The sequence below is a fragment of the Providencia sp. genome, from assembly GCF_040396775.1.
Lineage (GTDB): Bacteria > Pseudomonadota > Gammaproteobacteria > Enterobacterales > Enterobacteriaceae > Providencia.
Genome location: NZ_JBEBNT010000002.1, coordinates 305,432 through 326,594, shown reverse-complemented (window position 1 = coordinate 326,594; position 21,163 = coordinate 305,432). Strand labels below are relative to the sequence as shown.

Below are 21,163 nucleotides of genomic sequence, written 5' to 3'. Positions count from 1 at the left end.
GGTAAAAAATATGTCAATTATATCAACAAAATACTTATTACAACGTGCACGCCAACAAGGCTGGGCAGTACCTGCGTTTAATATCCACAACGCAGAAACTATTCAGGCGGTACTAGAGGTGTGTGCTGAGCGCCAGTCTCCTGCAATTTTAGCTGGTACACCAGGAACCTATAAACATATTGCATGTGAAGAAATGCTGGCACTGTGCCGAGCCTATTCCAAAAGCTACAACATGCCAACGATTTTACACCTTGACCATCACGAGCAGTTTGATGACATCGTTCATAAAGTCAATGCGGGTGTACGCAGTGCCATGATCGATGCTAGCCACTTTCCGTTTGAACAAAATGTTGATTTAGTGAGGCAAGTCGTCAATTTTTGCCATCGTTCGGATTGTAGTGTGGAAGCGGAATTAGGACAATTAGGCGGTCAAGAAGATGATAAAAATGTAGATGCTCAAAATGCCTTTTTAACAGACCCTCAGCAAGCCGTTGAGTTTGTACACCGTACAGGAATTGACAGTCTTGCCGTCGCAATTGGTACGGCTCACGGCATGTATACACAACCACCAAAAATTGATTTTGACCGTCTAGCTGTCATTGGAAAATTAGTTGATATCCCCCTGGTGTTACATGGAGGAAGTGGTGTACCCAACGATGATGTGACCCATGCCATTCGTTTAGGTGTTGCGAAGGTCAACGTAGGGACAGAATTAAAAATTGCCTTTGCAAATGCCGTAAAAGTGTATTTTGCAGAAAATCCGAATGCCAATGATCCTCGCTTTTACATGCGTACTGGTATGGATGCGATGAAACAAGTGGTCCATGAGAAGATCACGCTGTGTGGCTCTGAAGGTCGCCTATAACGAGGAGAATCACATGATTTTTTTGGGAGTCGATGGGGGCGGAACCAAAACAGCATTTGTTCTAATAACAGATACTGGAGAAGTGCTGGCACGTCATGAGTCAGCCACCAGCTACTACTTAAGTGTTGGGATGGATTCTGCCCGCAATGTTGTCATTAACGGTATCAATGAAATCTGTCGCCGCGCAAGCGTTCAACCTCACGAGATTGATTATACCTTCTTAGGGCTGCCCGCTTACGGTGAAATTTCAGCAGATATTGCCCAGCTCAATGCCCTTCCATCTTCATTACTCAACAGCGATAAATATCGCTGCGATAACGATATGGTTTGTGCATGGGCTGCAAGCTTAGGCTGCCAAGATGGTATCAATATCGTTTCGGGCACAGGCTCAATCGCTTATGGCGAGCACAACGGCATAACAGCTCGCTGTGGCGGATGGGGTGAACTATTTAGCGATGAAGGAAGTGCCTATTGGATAGGTAACCAATCTCTAAATTTGTTCTCTCGTATGGCTGATGGCCGTTTACAAAAAGATATTTTTTATGACCTACTACGAGAAACCTATCCTGTTGCCAACGACTTAGATATTTGTGACTTGGTTTTTAACCAATGGAAAGGCGACCGCGGAAAAATTGCATCAATTGCCCCTATTGCGTGTGAAGCCGCTATTGCAGGTGATAAACAAAGTCGAGCAATTTTCTTTCAAGCAGCAAAAGAACTGTCTTTGATGGTTGATTCTTTACGTGGACTTTTAAATTATCAATCAGATGAACGTGTTCGAGTATCTTATTCTGGGGGGGTATTTAAGTGTGGCGATATTATCCTTGAAGCATTTGCCTATGAGTTGGCAAAGCTCAATGGTAATTACCATATTTCATTACCTGAATATCACCCTAGCCTTGGTGCTGCCATTTATGCTGCAAAACTTAACAGTACGCCACTCAACGAGCAAGCATTAAAAAAACTGACACTTGGAGGCTAAGATGAAGAATAACTCTTGGATTATTTATACTTTTTTAGTAGTCATTACATGGGGCGTTTGGGGAGCATTTAGTGCTTGGCCAACGCAAGAATATGGCTATCCCGACCAATGGATTTATATTATTTGGTCATTCACAATGTTAATTCCCTGCTATTTTTCATTACGCGGGAAAAAATTTGATACCTCTGGTAAAGCCATTTTTTATGGTTGCTTAGTGGGCTTTACAGGTGCAGGTGGTCAATTACTATTATTTAAAACTCTTGCAATGGGAGCGCCCGCTTATTTAGTCTTTCCAATTATTTCTATTTCCCCCGCTATTACCGTTATTATGTCGCTGGGAATATTAAAAGAAAGAATTGCTAAATTAGGTTTTGTTGGTGTTGCTCTCGCTTTATTATCTATCATCATGTTTAGCATAAGCAGTAATAATGGAGAACAAAGTGATGGCATAACGTGGTTAGTTTATTCCGTAATCATCTGTGCTGCATGGGGAATTCAAGCCTTTTTTATGAAAAGAGCATCTAATGAAGGTGTGCAAGATAGTTCAATTTTCGGTTATATGACAATTACAGGAATTATTCTTGCCCCAATAGCTTGGTTAATGTTACCTGATGCATCAATAAGTTATCCATGGACTGCCATTGTTTCAACGGCATTTATCCAAGTCCTTAATGCCATCGGTGCCCTTTGCTTAGTCATGGCTCTAGCCAGAGGTAAAGCCACAATTATCGCGCCTTGTACCAATGCACTGGCACCTGTATTAACTGCTGTCATTTCACTCATTATATACCAAACAGTTCCAGGAACATGGTCATTAATTGGTATCGTACTTGCAGTAACAGGCTCAACAATTATGGTTTATTCAGAGGAAAAAAAGCAAATATTAAATATTACACCAAGTGAAAATAATAATTAAATATAGAATTTGAAATAGTCTTAAATTTAAATAAAATTCAAAAAATAACTGTATATAATACGGAGAATATACTCATGAATAAATATCATGTTGTTATTTTTGCCGCTCTATTTAGTTTTATTGCTAAAGCCGATATAAATAAAGAAACAATTAAATCACCCGAAAATAAAATATCATTCAGTGCTAATCTTGCCAAGACTCCACCAATGGGATGGTCCAGTTGGAATAATTATGGCGATAGAATTAATGAAAAAATAATCATGGATACTATTGATAAAATGGTTTCAAGTGGATTAAGGGATGCGGGTTATATTTATGTCAATATTGATGATGGTTGGCAAAAACATAAAGGCTCTCGCGCTGAACATCCATTAACATTTGATGAGAAAAAATTTCCGAGAGGAATTAAATACATTGCAGATTACGCACATAAAAATGGTATGAAGCTTGGTATTTATAGCGGCCCAGGTAATGAAACATGTGCAGGCTATACTGGCTCTGAAGGGCATGAGCAAGAGGATGCAAAACTCTTTGCATCTTGGGGAATTGACCACTTGAAATATGATTCCTGCTGTAGCCATCAGCAAGCATCAAAAGAAGCTCTCGTGACAGCTTTTGGTGAGATGTCTAAACAGCTCGATAGCGCAGGTCGCCCGATGGTATATCATGCTTGCCATTGTGGCTGGCAAAATATTTGGGAGTGGGCTGCTGACTTAGGTGCCAATCAATGGCGCATTGGCCAAGATATCAGTGATGATTTCAACTACCCTGGTAACCGTGAAGGTTATTATTTTGATGTCCTCGATATGATAGACAGAGGGGTTGGGCTTGAACAATATAGTGGTAAAGGCCACTGGAACGATTACGACATGCTAATCATCGGGTTACATGGAAAATCTCAAGAACTTGTTGGTACAGGTGCATCGAATACGGAATATCGTACACACTTTGCCATGTGGTCTATGCTCAGCTCACCACTCTTGATAGGCGCCGATTTAGATAATTTAACTACTGATGATTTAACCACATTAAAGAATAAAGAAATTATTGCATTGAACCAAGATTCTTTGGGGATCCAAGCTAAACGTTATGTCAATAATGGTGACCTACAAATTTTTGCAAAACCTTTAGCCGACGGATCCTGGGCTGTCGCCCTTTTGAACCGCTCAGGGCAAACTGCAAACATGACGCTGAATATTCATCAAGATTTAGACCTTCCGTGGAAACAAACAAAAGTCCGTGATTTATGGGAACATAAAGATTTAGGAACTTTTGAAGAAAGTTATACCACTGAAGTTCAATCTCATGAGGCCAAAATATTACTCATTCGTAGCGGTTGGTAATTAGCAACCTCCTTGTGGCTATGGTTTATATTTCGTAGCCACGATATTTAATAATAATTATAAATAAAGGCTATTAGAATGGAAAATAAAAAAATATTATTTTTTTGTACATTTATATTATTAATCTCAAATAAAACATGGGCTGATGATCTAATTTTTGACAATAACTCTGAGAACATTTTAATCCAAAACCCCTCTCAAATTAATAATGATGAATATAATTTCAAAGCGGGCATGTTATTTGAGAATGAAAACACACAATCCAACAGTGACAAAAAAGGGATATTTGAACAAACCTATTATTTAGAATATGAAAAAGATAACTGGCATTTTTATGGCGGGTTCTACCAAGAGAATTATAATGTCTCCAGCTATTATAAAACAAAAGGTAGAGATAGTTGGTTTGACCGATACGAAACTAACCTTCGTTATCAAAGCCGTATCATTGATAATATTGAACTGGGTTTATTAGGTGGGTTTCGATATTACCGTTGGCATCACCGTAGTCCAGAAAACCAAGAACACATTTACAACACACTACGTTATGACATTCAACCCGATTGGAAAGTCACGCTAACCGACAACCTTAATTTTGCAGGTTGGCTTGGACTATTTAATTACTATAATCACATTAAAAAAAACGAGTTAACAGACAAAGAAATTGAAGGCGAAACAGGATTTAACTATGCATTCAATGAAACATTCAGTACTAGCCTCAATTATTATATTAATCAAGGTTGGAATAAGGGAAATCGCCCATCCTCAGAATTTGCTCAACAAGAAATCCGCCTATATTTTCCTATAAGCCTCCCTTTAGTTGCTGATCAGTCAACTACCTTGACCCCCTATTACCGTCACACTTTAGATACTCATCATTTTGATGATGAGCGCAATAAGAAAAAACATGAAAGGGACCGCCGATATGGCTTGCTACTTGAACAGAATATTACTGACCGACTGTTTATCTCTTTGGAATATGCCTTAGAAACACAAAAACAAAGCTACGCAAATGAAGGTGAAAAACGACATTACCATTTTCACTATTCAGGTTTGAACCTCAGTTCTCGCTTTTAAGATTAACTGCAAATAATATACATCTGGCTGCTTCACAGCTTCAAGCAGCCATCTACACATCTGTAATTCTCTAAACTTTTCTTATAAAAATATCTTTCATCATTTTGTCACTCACCTATGCCATACTAAAATCTAATGATATAAAGGCAATATTCCCTTCTTTTACCTTATTTTTTGGTGATAAGTGCCTTTTATGTTATTTAGTTGTGATTTTGATTGAAATTCACACTGAAGGTTTTATATTTTTTAGAGAGTTATCTGAAACCGGATTTGAGCTTTATTTATAGCAACAATAACGCTAATACACTGTCTGCCATGCAGTGGTGGTCAATATTCCTGTTTTGCTGTACCGCGAATACGTCACAAATAAAGTTCTCTGAATCCCACTTTGCTAAAAATTGGAGATCAGATGAGTACCGAACATGCTGTTAATCAAAAAACCTCTGTCGACTCTTGGAAGCGCATTGTTAGCGAGCTATTAAGCGAGGCTGGCATTGAAATTAATGGCTCCCAGCCTTTCGATATTCACGTCCGCAATGACCAATTTTACAAACGAGTTTTACAGCAGGGCTCTCTTGGGCTCGGCGAAAGCTATATAGATGGTTGGTGGGATTGCGAGCGTTTAGATATCTTTTTCCACCATGCACTCCGCCATGGGCTCGATAAAAAACTGCCACATAATTTCAGTGACACCCTGAAAATTGCCATTGCGCGTATCCGTAATTTACAAACACCAAAACGTGCGCGCATGGTTGGGGAAGAACATTACGACCTTGGCAATGATTTATTTTCACGGATGCTTGACCCTTATATGCAATATTCCTGCGGTTATTGGAAGGGGTTAGAGAATACTCCTGAAAACTTACCTTTGGCGCAAGAGCAAAAATTAAAACTGATTTGCGAAAAACTGCAATTAAAACCAGGTATGCGTTTACTTGATATCGGTTGCGGTTGGGGAGGACTTGCGGCTTTTGCTGCAAAATATTATTCAGTGTCGGTAACGGGTGTAACGATTTCCGCTGAGCAGCAAAAATATGCACAAACGCGGTGTGCTGAACTTGATGTGCAAATTTTATTAGATGATTACCGTAATCTTAATGACCAATTTGACCGCATTGTTTCCGTTGGTATGTTTGAACATGTCGGGCCAAAAAACTATGCAACCTATTTTGATGTGGTGAAACGCAATTTAAAACCCAATGGGCTATTTTTATTGCACACCATTGGTTCTAATCGAAATAAGGTCAATGTCGATGCATGGATCAATAAATATATATTTCCAAATGGTTGTCTACCTTCACTGCAAAATATTGGTGAAAGTAGTGAAAATAAATTAGTGATGGAAGATTGGCATAACTTTGGCGCTGACTACGATAAAACGCTGATGGCGTGGTATTCACGTTTCCAAGTCGCTTGGCCTGAACTAGAAGCAAACTATACACCGCGTTTTAAACGAATGTTTTCTTATTACTTAAATGCCTGCGCGGGGGCTTTTCGAGCCCGAGACATCCAGTTATGGCAAATTTTATGGAGCCCGCAAGGTGTCGAGGGTGGCCTACGAGTTGCAAGGTAAATCTTGGTGCAGTGAAGTGACGATGAGATCAAGCCGATTGATTATCTAACCATCGCTCAATCACCTGTAACCCAATTTCGATTTCTTTTCTTAACTCTTTGGGTTGTAAAGGTTTTTTTTCTAAAATAGCACACGTCGCCATCGCCGTTTGCATGCCTAAACTCGCACAGCTGCTTTTTAATTGATGCGCCAACCGTTTAATCCGTTCAGCATCATGTTGTTGATAAGCAGCTTCAATATCGGCCAATAATGGGAAAGAATGCTGCTTAAAGATAGTTATCCACTCTTGAATTTTAGGATACCCCATCAATTGTGCATCATTTTCCAGTTGAGATAAATTGACCTGTTGTGGACTCTCTGAAGTGGTAGGAGCAAGGTATTCACCACCTGAAATATATTTAGTAATTAATTGATTGAGCGTATCCCGTGGAACGGGTTTTTGAATGATCCCGCGGAAAATTTTATTGGTACGCTGTCGCAACGTTTCATCAATCACATGGGCACTAAAACCTATTAGGATCAACAGAGGATATTGCTCTGATAACTGTTTTGCCAGTGTAATACCATCAATATCAGGCAAGCCAAAATCCACCAGCGCAGCGGTAAAGGAAGGTTGTTGTGAGAGTATCGCTAACGCTTCTGCGGCTGAGCCCGCTATCGTCACTTTCGCCCCACTTGAGATGAGCATTTCGCTGCTAATTTTTTGTGTCAGCGGGTTATCTTCTATCAGCAATAAATTCACGCCGTTCATGTTAATTGGTAATCCAGAGGGCTTATCAATTGGTTTAGATGCAAGGCAAAGGGGCAAGGTTAAGCGAAAACAGCTTCCCATACCCAACTCGCTATTGACTGTCAGTTCCCCGCCCATGGCCTCAGCCAAACTGGCACTGATGGTTAGCCCAAGACCAGTTCCTCCGCGCTGACTATCAACTTGCACAAACGGTTTAAAAATATCCGCTAGGCGCGAGCTTTCAATACCGCACCCGGTGTCTTCGACTTCAATAAACCAATATTTACCAAAACGGCAACTGCGCAGAGTAATTTGCCCTGTCTGTGTAAAACGCAGCGCATTACTCAATAAGTTAGTAATAATCTGCCGAATGCGTAACGGATCGCCCTGTAGTGCCGCAGGTAAGTCATCCGCAATATCTGCCACCATCTTGATAGAACAATTTTTATTGCTCGCATTCATTAAATATAATGTGCTTTCTAATAACGGTTTCGGCTCAAAAGGTTCATCGCTAATAGAAACATTCTGGCCACCTGCTTCGATAGCTGAGTAATCTAAAATATCATTGAGAATAGCCAGTAAAGACTCACCGGAATCTGTTATCGCATGTAAATCTTCACGATATTGCTTGAGTGGCGGCTTTTCTAATAACAACTGCGCCGTACCTAAAATGCCATATAATGGCGTACGAATTTCATGGCTCATCGCAGCCAAAAAGGCGGATTTGGCTTGGTTGGCTTTCTCCGCTTCTGCGCGTGCTTTTCGGTGTTCTACCACCAACACCCTTAATTCCGCCGTTCGTGCTTTGACTTGGTCGGCGAGCTGTTCACGCTGACTATTCAGCGCATGAACGCTTGAACGAAATGCATCCATTAAACGCCCAATTGTGTCTAACTCTTTCACGCCTGCGGTTTCGGGAAATGCGGAATCAATATCCCCCTCCAATAACCGTTGAAGTGCTTGAGTTTGCTGTTCTAATGGCTTGGTCACTAACCGATAGACCACGCGCCATAAAATCAAAATAAATGAAAAAAGTGACACGATACTGAGTAACAATAACCAGTTTTGGCCTCTTTCACTGGCTTGTTTGATCTCAACCAGTGCGGTTTGGTTACGTTGTTCAATAGTATCAACCAGTTGAGTAACTTCACTGCTAAAACGAGCAAATTGGTCAATGTTATTTTGCGATAAAATCTGTAAACGCGTGGTGATATCGTTTTCTTGGCGATACAGCGCAATCAACTCCACATAACGGCTAACAACCTCCAATGCACTCTCCACTTGGTTACGCACAGCGGGATCTTCAATATATTTTTGCCGACGTTGGAGGATTTTCACTGCCTGATGGAGTTGGTTATCTAATTCTGAGGCATTGGGGTTGAATGGCAAGGTACTTAAATTTAATACCATCTGTTGAACACGCATCGCACTAAGGCGTAACTCATTCATTTGACTAACATATTCAAGGTCAATATCAATCAAGCGATCAAGTGCGGCCTGTGCTTGTGAAGTGCGTTTCTCTTCAATTAAATCATATAAACTAACTTGCGTTGCCCCCGCAGAGGTCGCGGCATTGTTTGCCTGCCCATGGGCTAGCTGTGCAATTTCCCCTGCCGCTGAGATAATACTCTGCCGCAGTTGTCGTTGTGTGTTACGCAATGTGAGCCGTTGACCAACTAACTCCCCCTGTTGGCTTAACGATTGGGCGATTTCTTTTTCTTGTTGCTCAATAGCGGAAGTATCAAAGCCTTGTTGGCGAAGAGTTTTCAATAAGTTAGTAATTTTTAAGCTTTGTGCGGTTAACATTCGCCCTTGTGCAAGCCAGCTGTTTTCATTATCGGCATTGGTCAGGTTTTGCGCAGAAAAAAGCTCCCATGCGCTGGCTTCACTTAATTGACGCGCCATATTCATGGTTGGGATCAAGGCTTGGGTATTATCTTGCTCAACCTGACTCACAAAACGGAGATTATACCACCCAACTAGGGTACTTATGAACGTCAATGCGGCCATTAAGGCAAAGCCCATCCATAATCGTCGAGTCAGTGATAAGTTCACGGTTTACGTACCTAGCGGTTAATAAAGGTTGAGTTCATCTTACGAAAGCATTTAGGATAAAGGTTTATGACCAGTGAGGCTATCATGCGCGCATTTATTTTACTGTTCGTCACGTTTTACGCAGTGCTGGGTTATGCTGCGGATAAAAATGAAGCGCTATTACGTTGGCAAGATAACTTATCTTTTGGTCATCAAAAGCACCAAGCTCCCCATGCTACCAAGGTCTGGAAGTTATGTGCCCTTTACCCAAGCTTAAAAGATTCCTATTGGTTATCCATCAATTACGGTATGCAAAAAGCAGCTCAAACTTATGGCGTCGATTTAAAAGTTTTAGAAGCCGGCGGCTATAATCAACTCGCCACTCAGCAAAAACAAATCACCCAATGCCAACACTGGGGAGCCGATGCATTGTTGCTCGGGAGCAGCACAACATCATTTCCTAACTTACGCCAACAAGTGGGTAATTTACCTGTGATTGAAGTGGTTAATGCCACGCACGATAACATGATAAAAACTCGCGTTGGTGTGCCATGGTTCCAAATGGGCTATCAACCTGGTCGTTACCTTGTTCAATGGAGCAAAGGCAACCCATTGAAAGTTTTGTTAATGCCCGGCCCTCGTGATGCAGGCGGCAGCCAAGAAATGGAAGATGGTTTTCAACAAGCCATAACAGGAAGCAATGTGACGATTGTTGATATTGCTCATGGTGATAACGACCTTGAAATCCAACGTAATTTATTGCATGAAATGTTAGAGCGCCACCCAGATACCGATGTCGTAGTTGGTACCGCCATTGCGGCAGAAGCTGCAATGGGAGAAAAACGTAACCTTGCAAAACCGCTCAATATTGTGTCTTTTTACTTATCTCACCAAGTCTATCGAGGCTTAAAACGCGGCCGAATTATCATGGCAGCCAGTGACCAAATGGTTTGGCAAGGGGAACTTGTTATTGAGCAAGCAATTAATGTACTTGAAGGTCGTGGCGTACCGGATAACATCAGCCCACCGATTTTAGTTTTAACCCAGCAAAATGCGGATAGTGAGCACTTACGTTGTTCACTTTCTCCGGGGGGGTTTCGCCCTGTTTATCAATATACATCCGCCGCTAAAAAGTAACCTTCCCCGTGCTGAGTGACCAGTAAATCCGCCTTTAATTTGTGGCGCAAACGGCGGATTAGCACATCGACGGTACGCAAATCGGGGTTATCCACACGGCGGGCTGATAACATGCGTAATAACCGCTCACGGCTTAGAATTTCCCTTGGGTTCGTCACAAAGGCGACTAGCATTTCATATTCAGCACGCGTTAATTTGATGGTTTCTTGGTTAAATTCTAATGTGTGCATGGAAACATTGAGGCAATAACCTGCAAATTGGTAGCAATTATCTTGGGAAATAGGTTGCGAGTGTGCTTGGTTTGCTAAGTCGATGCGCCATAACAGGTTTTTCACACGCACGACGAGCTCCCGCAATTCCAGCGGCTTCGTCACATAATCATCCGCGCCCATTTCTAAGCCAACAATGCGGTCAATTTGGTCGCTCCGTCCTGTGACTAAAATAATCCCGACGGTGAAACGCTCTCGCAGAGCCCTTGTGAGCATTAAACCGTTTTCATCGGGTAAGTTAATATCCAATAAAATCAGGTCAACAGGCTGAAGCTCCATAATTTCGCGTAACCCCGCACCACTGCCCGTAACTGAAACCCGATACCCTTCTTGCTCAAAATAGGCTTGTAGCCTTGCTTGAGTAACGGGCTCGTCTTCAACAACCACAATGTGATGTGATGTCATCGATTTCTTCTCTTCTGTTCATATCTGTTCATATTTGTTCACATCTTGCCGTAAGTTGTTCATCCTGACCAGTACCGCTATTCATATTTACTGAATAAGATCCTCTGTATTAAACCATATTATTTTAGGGGATATTATGCGGAAACTCTGGAGAGCGTTATTAAGGCCAAGTGCGCGTTGGTCAATGCTCACACTACTTATCGTCGGTATTGTTGTCGGCGTTGCACTCATCGTTGTTCCACATGTGGGAATGAAAGTCACCAGCACAACGGAATTCTGTGTTAGCTGCCACAGCATGGAAACCGTTTACGAAGAATATAAACAATCTGTTCATTTCCAAAACGCTTCTGGTGTTCGTGCTGAGTGCCACGACTGCCATATTCCTAACGACCTCCCCGGCATGATTAAACGTAAACTCGAAGCGAGCAATGATATTTATCAAACATTTATCGCTCACTCGATCGACACCCCAGAAAAATTTGAAGCGAAACGCGCTGAACTTGCAGAACGCGAGTGGGCTCGCATGAAAGAAAATAACTCCGCGACATGCCGCTCCTGCCATGATTACGATTCGATGGATCACGCAAAACAAAACCCAGAAGCCGCGCGCCAAATGCAAATTGCGGCGAAAGACAACCAATCTTGTATCGATTGCCACAAAGGCATTGCCCACCAATTACCGGATATGAGTAGTGGTTTCCGTAAGCAATTTGACGAATTACGTGCCAAAGCAAATGACGATGGCGATACGTTATATTCCCTTGATATCAAACCGCTTTACGCTCAAAAAGGCGATAAAGACCCAGCGGGTTCATTGCTGCCAGCGTCTGAAGTCAAAGTGTTAAAGCGCGATGGGGATTGGCTACAAGTGGAAATCACGGGGTGGACAGAAACCGATGGCCGCCGCCGTGTACTTTCTGAGTTACCAGGTAAACGTATTTTCGTCGCCTCTATTCGTGGTGATGTTCAAGAAAACGTAAAAAACCTCGAAAGCACCACCGTTGAGGCAACAGATACCTCATGGAGCAAATTGCAAGCCACTGCGTGGATGCAACAAGGAGATATGGTCAACGATATCAAACCAATTTGGGCTTATGCAGACTCTTTATATAACGGTTCATGCAATCAGTGCCACGGGGCACCTGATATCGCCCACTTCGACGCTAACGGCTGGATAGGCACCTTAAATGGCATGATTGGCTTTACCAGTTTAGATAAACGCGAAGAACGTACCTTATTGAAATACCTGCAAATGAATGCATCTGATACCGGTGGTGCTGCACACGGTGACAACGGAGAAAAATAATGAAAAATAATCCGACATTTCAAGCTTCTCGTCGACGTTTTCTTGCCCAACTAGGTGGTCTAACGGTGGCGGGGATGCTAGGCCCCTCATTACTAACCCCACGAAAAGCCAGTGCAGCAACGGCGGCCGAGCAAACCGCCGTGGTACAAGAAGGCATTTTAACGGGGTCGCACTGGGGTGCTATTCGTGCCACCGTTGTCGATGGCCGATTTATCGAAGCCAAAGCCTTTGAGCGTGATAAATTCCCATCCAAAATGATCGCAGGTTTACCTGACCACGTACATGGCACTGCACGCATTCGTTACCCCATGGTACGCGTTGATTGGCTGCGCAAACGCCATTTAAGCGATACTACCCAACGGGGAGATAACCGTTTTGTGCGTGTTTCGTGGGATGAAGCTTTAGATTTATTCTATCAAGAGCTTGAACGCATTCAGACAACTTATGGCCCAAGTGGCTTATTAACGGCAAGCGGCTGGCAATCAACAGGCATGTTCCATAATGCTTCTGGGATGCTTGCCCGTGCCATCGCCCTGCACGGTAACAGCGTCAGTACGGGGGGTGACTACTCCACAGGGGCTGCGCAGGTTATTTTACCCCGCGTCGTGGGTTCGATGGAGGTCTACGAGCAGCAGACCTCATGGCCTTTGGTATTAAAAAACAGTAAAACCATCGTGTTATGGGGCTCTGACCTAATTAAAAACCAGCAAGCTAACTGGTGGTGCCCAGACCATGATGTGTACGCCTATTACGAGCAGCTCAAAGAAAAAGCGGCAAGCGGCGAGATAAACGTTATCAGTATTGACCCCATCATCACCTCCACCCATGATTATCTTGGGCGTGATAATGTTCAACATATAGCCATTAACCCGCAAGCTGACGTACCATTGCAACTTGCTTTAGCCCATACGCTGTATACGGAAGGATTACACGATAAAAACTTCCTCAAAGATTACTGTGTTGGTTTTGACCTATTTGTTCCCTATTTACTTGGGGAAAAAGATGGGCAAGTTAAAGATGCACAATGGGCAGCCAAAATTTGCGGTATTGATGCCGAAACCATCCGCACGCTTGCACGTCAAATGGCAGCCAACCGCACGCAAATTATTGCAGGCTGGTGCGTACAGCGCATGCAACATGGCGAGCAATGGTCGTGGATGATAGTCGTCTTAGCGGCAATGTTAGGGCAAATTGGTTTGCCAGGAGGCGGGTTTGGCTTCGGTTGGCACTACAACGGCGCAGGCACACCTAGCCGCCAAGGAATTATTTTAAGTGGTTTTTCTGGCTCAACCAAAGTCCCTCCAATTCACGACAGCAATGATTACAAGGGCTATAGCAGCACTATTCCAATCGCGCGTTTTATCGATGCAATTTTAGAGCCGGGTAAAACCATTAATTGGAACGGTAAATCCGTCAAACTACCGCCATTAAAAATGTGCGTGTTTGCGGGGACTAACCCATTCCATCGCCACCAGCAAATTAACCGTATTATTGAAGGTTGGCGTAAACTTGAAACTGTGGTGTCGATTGATAACCAATGGACATCTACCTGCCGTTTTGCCGATATTGTCTTGCCTGCTACAACGCAATTTGAGCGTAATGACCTCGACCAATACGGTAACCACTCCAATCGCGGCATTATTGCGATGAAACAGTTAGTTGAGCCGCAGTTTGAATCGCGCAACGATTTTGATATTTTCCGTGATTTATGCCGCCGTTTTGGACGTGAAGACGCATTCACCGAAGGCTTAGACCAAATGGGCTGGCTCAAACGGATTTGGCAAGAAGGCAGCCAGCAAGGAAAAGGCCGTGGGATCCATTTACCTGCTTTTGATGCATTTTGGGAAAAAGACGGTTATGTGGAATTTGAACATCCGCAAATGTTTGTTCGCCACCAAGCCTTTAGAGAAGATCCTGATTTAGAACCACTGGGTACGCCAAGCGGCTTGATTGAGATATACTCAAAAACTATCGCAGATATGCAATATGATGACTGCCAAGGTCACCCAATGTGGTTTGAAAAAGTTGAACGCTCCCACGGCGGTCCTGGGTCCAAGCAATGGCCTCTGCATTTGCAATCTGCCCACCCTGATTTTCGCTTGCACTCACAATTATGTGAATCGCCAGCGCTACGCCAATATTATTCCGTAAGTGGTAAAGAACCCGTATTCATCAGCCCTCAAGATGCCAACGCTCGTGGCATTCATAACGGTGATGTCGTTCGGGTCTTTAATGACCGAGGACAAGTATTAGCGGGTGCCGTGGTTTCGGACTTATATACTCAAGGTGTTGCCCGTATTCACGAAGGTGCTTGGTATGACCCCACTAAAGGCGGTGAAATCAATGCGCTGTGTAAATATGGTAACCCTAACGTATTAACATTAGATATTGGTACATCACAATTAGCCCAAGCTACCAGCGCGCACACCACCTTAGTGGAGATCGAGAAATTCACGGGGCAAATCGATAGCGTTAGTGCATTTGATGGGCCAATTGAAATGGTGGCGCAATGTGAATATGTGCCTGCATCACAGGTGAACAAATGACCAAGAACAACATGTTAACCGCGGAACAGATAGCCTGTGCTTATGCATGGCTAGCACAGCTATTCTCACGTGAATTAGATAGCAGCCAATTGGCACAACTTCAGTCCACCGATATGGTGGGCTGGTTTGCCATTCTTGAGCAAGAACCGTCATTAAGTGCGGCAACGTATGAATTAAAGGCAAAGATTGATGCCCTTGTAAATCGACCTGATGCCCGATTAGAACTGGCTGCGGATTTTTGCAGCCTGTTTTTAATGTCGGACAAACAATCCGCCTTACCTTATGCCTCGGTTTACCCAAGTAGTGGGCAAGATAACACACAAATTGCATGTTTATTATTCGAAGCAGGAATGGAAACCAGTGATGTATTTAATGAACCTTCAGACCATCTTTCCATCTTTTTGGAATTACTCAGTCATCTGCATTTTTCATTAAATGAACCCAATATTGATCATGAAAAAGTCAGGCAATTACGCCAGCAAACCTTATCGATTTTATTGTCGTGGCTCCCCAAATTTAGCCACAATTGCCTACGTTATGATGAATTCGGTTTTTATGGTGCATTAAGCCAACTGTTACTTGTATTAGTTCAGTTAGATGAACAAAATCAATAAATAATGTTATTAGCATTACCTCTCGGGTCGCGTGTATTCGCACGCCACCCGATTTAACATCAACTAAATTCGACTTTGAATTAAACTGGATTCTATTAAGTTTTCAAATAATGCTTGCTGTCCCGTTGGTAAAACATGACTCAGCGTTTCTTTGCGTTTTTGTTGATCAAATAGCGACTCAATAAGCCAACCGACAAGATATAACGAAGATAAACATCCCCCTGCTGTTGCCACTTTTCCATGGCAAACAAGAGGCTGGTCAATCGGCTCTACTCGCCTTAATTGTAATGCGTTTCTGGCATCAGGGTGGGTCGTTGCTTTCCGTTCAGGTAATAAGCCAAGGGCATCTAAAATAAACGCACCTGCACAAATCGAGCCAATATATTGACGGCTTGAATCTAGCTGTAGTGCAGATAAAAAATTCGGATTCGCCAATATTTCTGGTACCCCTTTTTTACCACTGCTAAACAACACAGCATCTGCTTGATTCGCATCAGATATTGAACCATGCACGGGAATTTCCAAACCATGAGCAGAATGAATTGTGGGTGTGATGGCCAAAATGCGAACTCGCCAATCTTGTTGATTACGCCCCAAAATATCCCACATGAAAAATAGGTCAATATCCGTAAAATTATCAAATGCAATAATGGCTATTTCTTTCATATCAGTTCCTTTATGCTCTCGTTAATGGCAAATTAAGGGCATAAAGTAACAGTGGTATTTCCACCATACACAGCCTGTATTGAACAATGAAAAAATTGACCAAAGCGTGTTGGATTAAAGCGGGGTTCGATGTATTAGACACAGAAGGACACACCCGTTTTTCCAGTGAGCACATTGCACGAAAGCTCAATGTGACCCGGGGTTCTTTTTACCACCATTTTAAAAACCGCGAAGAATATGTTCGCTCTTTACTGAAATGTTGGGAGTTAGAATACACTGAGCAGATGCTAGCTCAGGCAGGTTCAGCCTATACTCTTGATGATATTTTGAAGAAATATCTTGATGTTGCATCACAAAAACACCCATCAAGAGAAGTCGCCATTCGAGCATGGGCGCTCAACGACCCTATTGTTGCAGAATACCAGCAAAGGGTCGATGAAACCCGATTAGCGTTTGTGACTGAAAAGCTCAATCGCTTATTTATTCCTAGTCACTATACCGATATACTCGGCAAATTGATCCATTTATGTTTTATTGGTGGCCAAATGTCAGGCGATAGGCATAACAACCAAGAATTCAACCAATTAATCCTTGATGCGCTTCGCTTAAAGACGCGTTTTTTTAATTTTTGATGATGCTTATCTAGCACGCAAAACACCACTCATTCCTCTTAAATTCCCTACAATCTGGATAACTTAGAGAAATATATTTAGGTATTTTATGACTATTCAATACAGGCAATGCCACACTTCACAGCTAACTGATGACGAAAAAGACGCTTTATTCGATATGTTATTTATCGGGTTTGAAGGGGATTTCACTCGAGATGATTTTGAGCACACCTTGGGTGGTATGCACGTTTTTGCCTATGACCAACATCGTATCGTGGGTCACGTGGCGATTATCCAGCGCCATATGGCCATTAATGATAAACCGATTTCAGTGGGGTATGTCGAAGCGATGGCGGTACTGGAAAGTTATCGCCGTCAAGGTATTGGGCGTGAATTGATGTCTATAACAAATACCATCATCGGCAATTGCTACCAACTTGGCTTACTGTCAGCCTCTGACGAAGGATTCCACCTGTATAAATCCCTCGGTTGGAAAGTATGGAAAGGCGCTTTGTTTGAATTACGCCAAGGCGCTTATGTTCGCTCTGAAGGCGAAGAAGGCGGCGTGATGGGCTGGTCTAGAGATAATTCGGTTAAATTTACTGAATCCCTATACTGCGACTTTCGCGGTGGCGATCAGTGGTAACGGCCTGAATATCAGGCCAGTAACGATAACCTAGCCTTATTTGCTGATAGTTAGGCCTGGCTGAATAAGGCTATAAATTTGCTTTTTCAATTCAGGTTGTCTCGCAAGTTGGTAAACCTGCTCTGCAACATCTGCACGCATCACTAACCCATGCGCTTCAATATTTTGCTGCAAAATAGACTTTCCTGTCGCTTCCCCATGGAGTAACCCGCCTGGCCGTACAATGGTAAAATCAAGGGAGCTAGTTTGTAACCATGATTCAGCCAGTGATTTTTCCCTTACGGCTTGGCCGAAAGCGGCTTTTGACCGTAAGGAGAGATACTGCCATGAATCCCCACACCCTAGGGAGGTCACGAATACCATACGGGAGATCCCCGCTTGCTCTGCACAATCAATGACGGTACGATTCGCCAAATAATCTTGCGATCCCCCCATGGTGGAAATCACCGTTGCACCAGCACCTGCCGCTTGGCACGCGGCAGTCACAATCGCCTCATCGCAAGCATCCCCTACAAATACACGCACACCCTGCAATGACAACTTTTCGGCGGTTTCGGTATTGCGTACCACTGCCACCACCTGCTGCTGATTATCAATCGCGAGTTGGGCTATCATATTACCTACCCCTTTCCCACCTGCACCAAAAAGTAGCCACTGAGCCATACATTCACCTTAGTTATTCACGGAAATTACACACTACGCTACCAAACTAATTGAAATATAAAAACCATTCATTGCAGGAATACCTCCAATCCTGTTGAAGTTCGGTAATTTTTATGTAAGCAGGAGCACAGCTGGCGCAATAACCACACTCGTTAAAAACAAATAAACATCAGTAACTCTAATAATTAACTCAAACAAATGATTCATTTTAAAATTATTAAAATGTGATTGATTTAACCTTTTCATTAAAAAAACTTTAGCTTAACCATAATCATCATTAACAAAAGACAATAAAAAACCAACTTAATATCAACAACTAACGCGTCAAATCAAAACACTATCTCATTGATACCCCTAGTTATATTAGTGTTAATACGAATAATTATCATTTGCTTTTATGTTTTTATTTGGTTTAATGATTTGCGAAATGTATAGCCATCATGATGATTTCAAAAACCGTAACATCATTATTTCCTTTAATAAAAATGGAGTATTTAGATGAAAAAGTTAAATGTTATCGCTCTAGCCTTCGTTACCTGCGGAATGTCTTTTGGTGCTTTTGCTGCGCTAGGTTCTGATCAAAGCCAGCCGTTCAAGCCCAATGCGCCTTCCATTAAAGTTGGGCCAACTGAAGGCACCGCAGGCGGTCATGGTGGCGCAGTAGGCGACCCAGGAATCGGTGTCCAATCGGTATACAGTGGAAAAATCATTTCATTCTCAGGCTTGACCAGAATGGCGCCAAAACAACCTGGCAATGAAGCTTATGTTATCTCCATGCCCAATACATCAACCTCACATGACAAAATGGGCGTGTTTAATTTTGCCCAAGTCGCTGATGCTGAAGTCTATTTTGGCGAGTGGTCATCAACAGGCGCGGCAACTGACACAACACATACCACCTATTACTCTGGTAAAGATGTCACCACAAACATGCCAACAGCAGGTACTGCGGAGTATTCGGTTAAAGGAATTAGCCAATACAACGGTGGTGCAATGGCGGCGGGTACCCTTACGGCAAACTTTGGCACCAAATCATTAGCTGGGAACATTGGTGCAACCAACATTGATGCCACAATTAAAAATAATGCCACCTTTGCTGGTGAAGCCACACTGAATGAAGCGGTAGGTAAAACTCGTGGTCACTTCTTTGGCGACCAAGCCAAAAATATTGCGGGTGTGACCGAGTTTAGCGATCACAGTAAAGATATGGCGTTTGGCGGAAGCCGTGGGAATATCGCGCAATAATCCATAATTCACACCCTGCTATCAACGGCGAAATGGATTTGGCTGTTGATAGCAAACTTTCAACATAGAAACTGACCTATGCGATATTCTTTTTTATTACCGTTCGCTCTCGTAGCGGCCTCTTTATCCGCATTCTCTGCTAACCCTGATACTGATCGCGAACAATTATTGTGGCAAAAAGATAGGCAGAGTTATCGTGATAAAAGCGCAGCGGCCCCCGATGACAGTCAGCCTATGTTACTTGATGGCATGTCCATCAACCTTAATGGGCAAACTTACTCCCTCAAAAATAATGCCCAAGATCTTGGACAAGCCATTTACCTTGCGATAAATCATCGCCAATTTCAGGACGTGCAACGTTTATTACCGCGTTATCAAACTTTACCTGATGCGGATCCATTATTGGTGCTGTTTGCTAAAGCTGAACTCGCAAAATCACAAAAAAAATACACGCAAGCGATTGATTATTACCAGAAAATACTCGAACGTTCCCCACATTTTTTACGTATTAAATTGGAACTGGCTCGCGCCTATTACGAAGATAACCAAAACAGTGAGTCTTTGGCTCTATTTAATAACCTAATTAATGATGAAAATTTAGCATTACCTACAAGTGTCCAGCAAACAATTCAACAGTTTATTGCTGCCATTGAAAACCGAACTTCATGGACAGGAAGTTTATCCCTTGGTTATAAATACAATAGTAATATCAACCAAGTACCCGATAAAAATAAAGTGTGGGAAACGCCCGGAGGCACATGGAAAATGGCCGATCCCATTTCGGCTTCAGGCTTATCCCTTGATGCTAGCTTGAGTAAAATTGTCCCTATCGCAGGCCACCATTCCCTACAAATCAAAGGTACCGCTTACGGGGACCGCTATCCTCATGAAGGGGAATTTAGTGAAAATACAACTTCATTCGCTACCTTATATCGATTTAATAATGCCAATAGCACCTTTTCTGTAGGCCCACAACTTGAGCTTAAAACCGTGGACGGGAAACGCCGATACCTTGGTACAGGAGGGCGAATCGACGGCGACTACCAATTTACCCCCCAAGTTATTCTCACCGCATCGGCTGATTACCAAAAACTTCATTACCAAAAGCCCTATGACAGCGCAGATGGGAGCCGTTCAAGTTTACATCTCACGGGAATTTATGGCGTAACCGCAGAAACCTCCTTGTTTTTAGGCGCTGATGCAACTCGCGTTAGAACAGAAGTTCGTAGCGATGATTATGATCAGTTAGGCGTTCGTGCAGGCTTTTTCAGCATGTTAACCCCTGATATCCACTTATTAGGTTTAGCCACCTATCGGGAAAGCCAATTCCAAGATTTTAACGCCATGTTGAATGTGAAACGCCACGACCGCGAAGCCATGTACTTTGCGCGGCTCAACTTCCCTAACTATTCGCTTTTTGCATTTACCCCTTATACCAGTTACCGCTTTCGCGATAACCGCAGTTCGGCTGATGGGATCTACTCCTATCGCCAGCATGAAATTTCTGTCGGAGTTGAAACCCGATTTTAAGTGTTATG

General features: G+C 42.8%; 18 protein-coding genes. 14 read left to right on the top strand and 4 right to left on the bottom strand.

Annotated elements, in window-relative coordinates; genetic code table 11:
• Nucleotides 1-10: 10 nt before the first annotated feature.
• The 6 genes from ABWP91_RS03970 (at nt 11) to cfa (ending at nt 6,753) form a co-directional block, all read left to right on the top strand.
• Nucleotides 11-865: a tagatose bisphosphate family class II aldolase gene (locus tag ABWP91_RS03970; RefSeq protein WP_353242133.1), complete on the top strand. Its 855-nt coding sequence runs from the start codon at nt 11-13 to the stop codon at nt 863-865.
• Nucleotides 866-878: 13 nt separating this feature from the next.
• Nucleotides 879-1,847, top strand: a complete 969-nt coding sequence (locus ABWP91_RS03965; protein WP_353242132.1) for an N-acetylglucosamine kinase — start codon at nt 879-881, stop codon at nt 1,845-1,847.
• Nucleotide 1,848: 1 nt separating this feature from the next.
• Nucleotides 1,849-2,763 carry a DMT family transporter gene (locus ABWP91_RS03960; protein ID WP_353242131.1) on the top strand — a complete coding sequence of 305 codons (915 nt, stop codon included), beginning with the start codon at nt 1,849-1,851 and terminating at the stop codon, nt 2,761-2,763.
• 74 nt (nt 2,764-2,837) lie between these two features.
• A complete protein-coding gene (locus tag ABWP91_RS03955; protein ID WP_353242130.1) occupies nt 2,838-4,106 on the top strand; it encodes a glycoside hydrolase family 27 protein in 1,269 nt (422 codons plus the stop codon).
• 78 nt (nt 4,107-4,184) lie between these two features.
• The gene (locus tag ABWP91_RS03950; RefSeq protein ID WP_353242129.1) at nt 4,185-5,180 is read left to right on the top strand and encodes an OmpG family monomeric porin; all 996 of its coding nucleotides are present in this window, start codon (nt 4,185-4,187) and stop codon (nt 5,178-5,180) included.
• A 409-nt stretch (nt 5,181-5,589) separates the two neighbouring features.
• A complete protein-coding gene (cfa, locus tag ABWP91_RS03945; protein ID WP_353242128.1) occupies nt 5,590-6,753 on the top strand; it encodes a cyclopropane fatty acyl phospholipid synthase in 1,164 nt (387 codons plus the stop codon).
• Nucleotides 6,754-6,781: 28 nt separating this feature from the next.
• On the opposite strand, the gene torS is transcribed toward cfa, so the two are convergent.
• The gene (torS, locus tag ABWP91_RS03940; protein ID WP_353242127.1) at nt 6,782-9,538 is read right to left on the bottom strand and encodes a TMAO reductase system sensor histidine kinase/response regulator TorS; all 2,757 of its coding nucleotides are present in this window, start codon (nt 9,536-9,538) and stop codon (nt 6,782-6,784) included.
• Between the two features lie 84 nt (nt 9,539-9,622).
• Between torS and torT the strand changes: the two genes are divergently transcribed.
• Entirely contained in the window at nt 9,623-10,654 is a 1,032-nt protein-coding gene (gene torT / locus ABWP91_RS03935) for a TMAO reductase system periplasmic protein TorT (RefSeq protein ID WP_353242220.1), read from the top strand.
• Here the strand turns inward: torT and torR are convergent.
• Complete coding sequence (gene torR / locus ABWP91_RS03930; RefSeq protein ID WP_353242126.1) at nt 10,627-11,328, bottom strand: two-component system response regulator TorR; 702 nt, start codon at nt 11,326-11,328, stop codon at nt 10,627-10,629. The two genes, torT and torR, sit on opposite strands and share 28 nt — an antisense overlap.
• A 136-nt stretch (nt 11,329-11,464) precedes the next feature.
• Here torR and torC point away from each other — a divergent pair, with 136 nt between their 5' ends.
• The 3 genes from torC to torD are packed head-to-tail and all read left to right on the top strand — an operon-like array spanning nt 11,465 to nt 15,794.
• Nucleotides 11,465-12,634: a pentaheme c-type cytochrome TorC gene (torC, locus tag ABWP91_RS03925; protein WP_353242125.1), complete on the top strand. Its 1,170-nt coding sequence runs from the start codon at nt 11,465-11,467 to the stop codon at nt 12,632-12,634.
• Nucleotides 12,634-15,180 (top strand): trimethylamine-N-oxide reductase TorA, encoded by a 2,547-nt coding sequence (gene torA / locus ABWP91_RS03920; RefSeq protein ID WP_353242124.1) that lies wholly within the window; start codon nt 12,634-12,636, stop codon nt 15,178-15,180. Before torC ends, torA begins: the two co-directional genes overlap by 1 nt.
• Nucleotides 15,177-15,794, top strand: coding sequence for a molecular chaperone TorD (gene torD / locus ABWP91_RS03915; protein ID WP_502935787.1), 618 nt, complete (start codon nt 15,177-15,179; stop codon nt 15,792-15,794). The genes torA and torD overlap by 4 nt, the downstream gene beginning before the upstream one ends.
• Nucleotides 15,795-15,857: 63 nt before the next feature.
• On the opposite strand, the gene ABWP91_RS03910 is transcribed toward torD, so the two are convergent.
• Nucleotides 15,858-16,460, bottom strand: a complete 603-nt coding sequence (locus ABWP91_RS03910) for a DJ-1/PfpI family protein (RefSeq protein ID WP_353242123.1) — start codon at nt 16,458-16,460, stop codon at nt 15,858-15,860.
• Nucleotides 16,461-16,546: 86 nt separating this feature from the next.
• Between ABWP91_RS03910 and ABWP91_RS03905 the strand changes: the two genes are divergently transcribed.
• Both ABWP91_RS03905 and ABWP91_RS03900 read left to right on the top strand, forming a co-directional pair.
• The gene (locus ABWP91_RS03905; protein ID WP_353242122.1) at nt 16,547-17,092 is read left to right on the top strand and encodes a TetR/AcrR family transcriptional regulator; all 546 of its coding nucleotides are present in this window, start codon (nt 16,547-16,549) and stop codon (nt 17,090-17,092) included.
• A gap of 88 nt (nt 17,093-17,180) precedes the next feature.
• Entirely contained in the window at nt 17,181-17,717 is a 537-nt protein-coding gene (locus ABWP91_RS03900; protein WP_353242121.1) for a GNAT family N-acetyltransferase, read from the top strand.
• 36 nt (nt 17,718-17,753) lie between these two features.
• Here ABWP91_RS03900 and ABWP91_RS03895 read toward each other — a convergent pair whose 3' ends face one another.
• The gene (locus ABWP91_RS03895) at nt 17,754-18,380 is read right to left on the bottom strand and encodes an SDR family oxidoreductase (protein ID WP_353242120.1); all 627 of its coding nucleotides are present in this window, start codon (nt 18,378-18,380) and stop codon (nt 17,754-17,756) included.
• Between the two features lie 498 nt (nt 18,381-18,878).
• On the opposite strand from ABWP91_RS03895, the gene ABWP91_RS03890 reads away from it, so the two are divergent.
• Together ABWP91_RS03890 and ABWP91_RS03885 are read left to right on the top strand one after the other, a co-directional pair.
• Nucleotides 18,879-19,625: a Slam-dependent surface lipoprotein gene (locus tag ABWP91_RS03890; RefSeq protein WP_353242119.1), complete on the top strand. Its 747-nt coding sequence runs from the start codon at nt 18,879-18,881 to the stop codon at nt 19,623-19,625.
• Between the two features lie 78 nt (nt 19,626-19,703).
• Nucleotides 19,704-21,155 (top strand): surface lipoprotein assembly modifier, encoded by a 1,452-nt coding sequence (locus ABWP91_RS03885; RefSeq protein WP_353242118.1) that lies wholly within the window; start codon nt 19,704-19,706, stop codon nt 21,153-21,155.
• Nucleotides 21,156-21,163: the final 8 nt, after the last annotated feature.

Excerpts from the sequence above, each read along its gene's own strand:
- ABWP91_RS03970 (WP_353242133.1), top strand. The coding sequence starts at position 11 with ATGTCAATTATATCAACAAAATACTTATTACAACGTGCACGCCAACAA.
- ABWP91_RS03965 (WP_353242132.1), top strand. The coding sequence starts at position 879 with ATGATTTTTTTGGGAGTCGATGGGGGCGGAACCAAAACAGCATTTGTT.
- ABWP91_RS03960 (WP_353242131.1), top strand. The coding sequence starts at position 1,849 with ATGAAGAATAACTCTTGGATTATTTATACTTTTTTAGTAGTCATTACA.
- ABWP91_RS03955 (WP_353242130.1), top strand. The coding sequence starts at position 2,838 with ATGAATAAATATCATGTTGTTATTTTTGCCGCTCTATTTAGTTTTATT.
- ABWP91_RS03950 (WP_353242129.1), top strand. The coding sequence starts at position 4,185 with ATGGAAAATAAAAAAATATTATTTTTTTGTACATTTATATTATTAATC.
- cfa (WP_353242128.1), top strand. The coding sequence starts at position 5,590 with ATGAGTACCGAACATGCTGTTAATCAAAAAACCTCTGTCGACTCTTGG.
- torT (WP_353242220.1), top strand. The coding sequence starts at position 9,623 with ATGCGCGCATTTATTTTACTGTTCGTCACGTTTTACGCAGTGCTGGGT.
- torR (WP_353242126.1), bottom strand. The coding sequence starts at position 11,328 with ATGACATCACATCACATTGTGGTTGTTGAAGACGAGCCCGTTACTCAA.
- torC (WP_353242125.1), top strand. The coding sequence starts at position 11,465 with ATGCGGAAACTCTGGAGAGCGTTATTAAGGCCAAGTGCGCGTTGGTCA.
- torA (WP_353242124.1), top strand. The coding sequence starts at position 12,634 with ATGAAAAATAATCCGACATTTCAAGCTTCTCGTCGACGTTTTCTTGCC.
- torD (WP_502935787.1), top strand. The coding sequence starts at position 15,177 with ATGACCAAGAACAACATGTTAACCGCGGAACAGATAGCCTGTGCTTAT.
- ABWP91_RS03910 (WP_353242123.1), bottom strand. The coding sequence starts at position 16,460 with ATGAAAGAAATAGCCATTATTGCATTTGATAATTTTACGGATATTGAC.
- ABWP91_RS03905 (WP_353242122.1), top strand. The coding sequence starts at position 16,547 with ATGAAAAAATTGACCAAAGCGTGTTGGATTAAAGCGGGGTTCGATGTA.
- ABWP91_RS03900 (WP_353242121.1), top strand. The coding sequence starts at position 17,181 with ATGACTATTCAATACAGGCAATGCCACACTTCACAGCTAACTGATGAC.
- ABWP91_RS03895 (WP_353242120.1), bottom strand. The coding sequence starts at position 18,380 with ATGGCTCAGTGGCTACTTTTTGGTGCAGGTGGGAAAGGGGTAGGTAAT.
- ABWP91_RS03890 (WP_353242119.1), top strand. The coding sequence starts at position 18,879 with ATGAAAAAGTTAAATGTTATCGCTCTAGCCTTCGTTACCTGCGGAATG.
- ABWP91_RS03885 (WP_353242118.1), top strand. The coding sequence starts at position 19,704 with ATGCGATATTCTTTTTTATTACCGTTCGCTCTCGTAGCGGCCTCTTTA.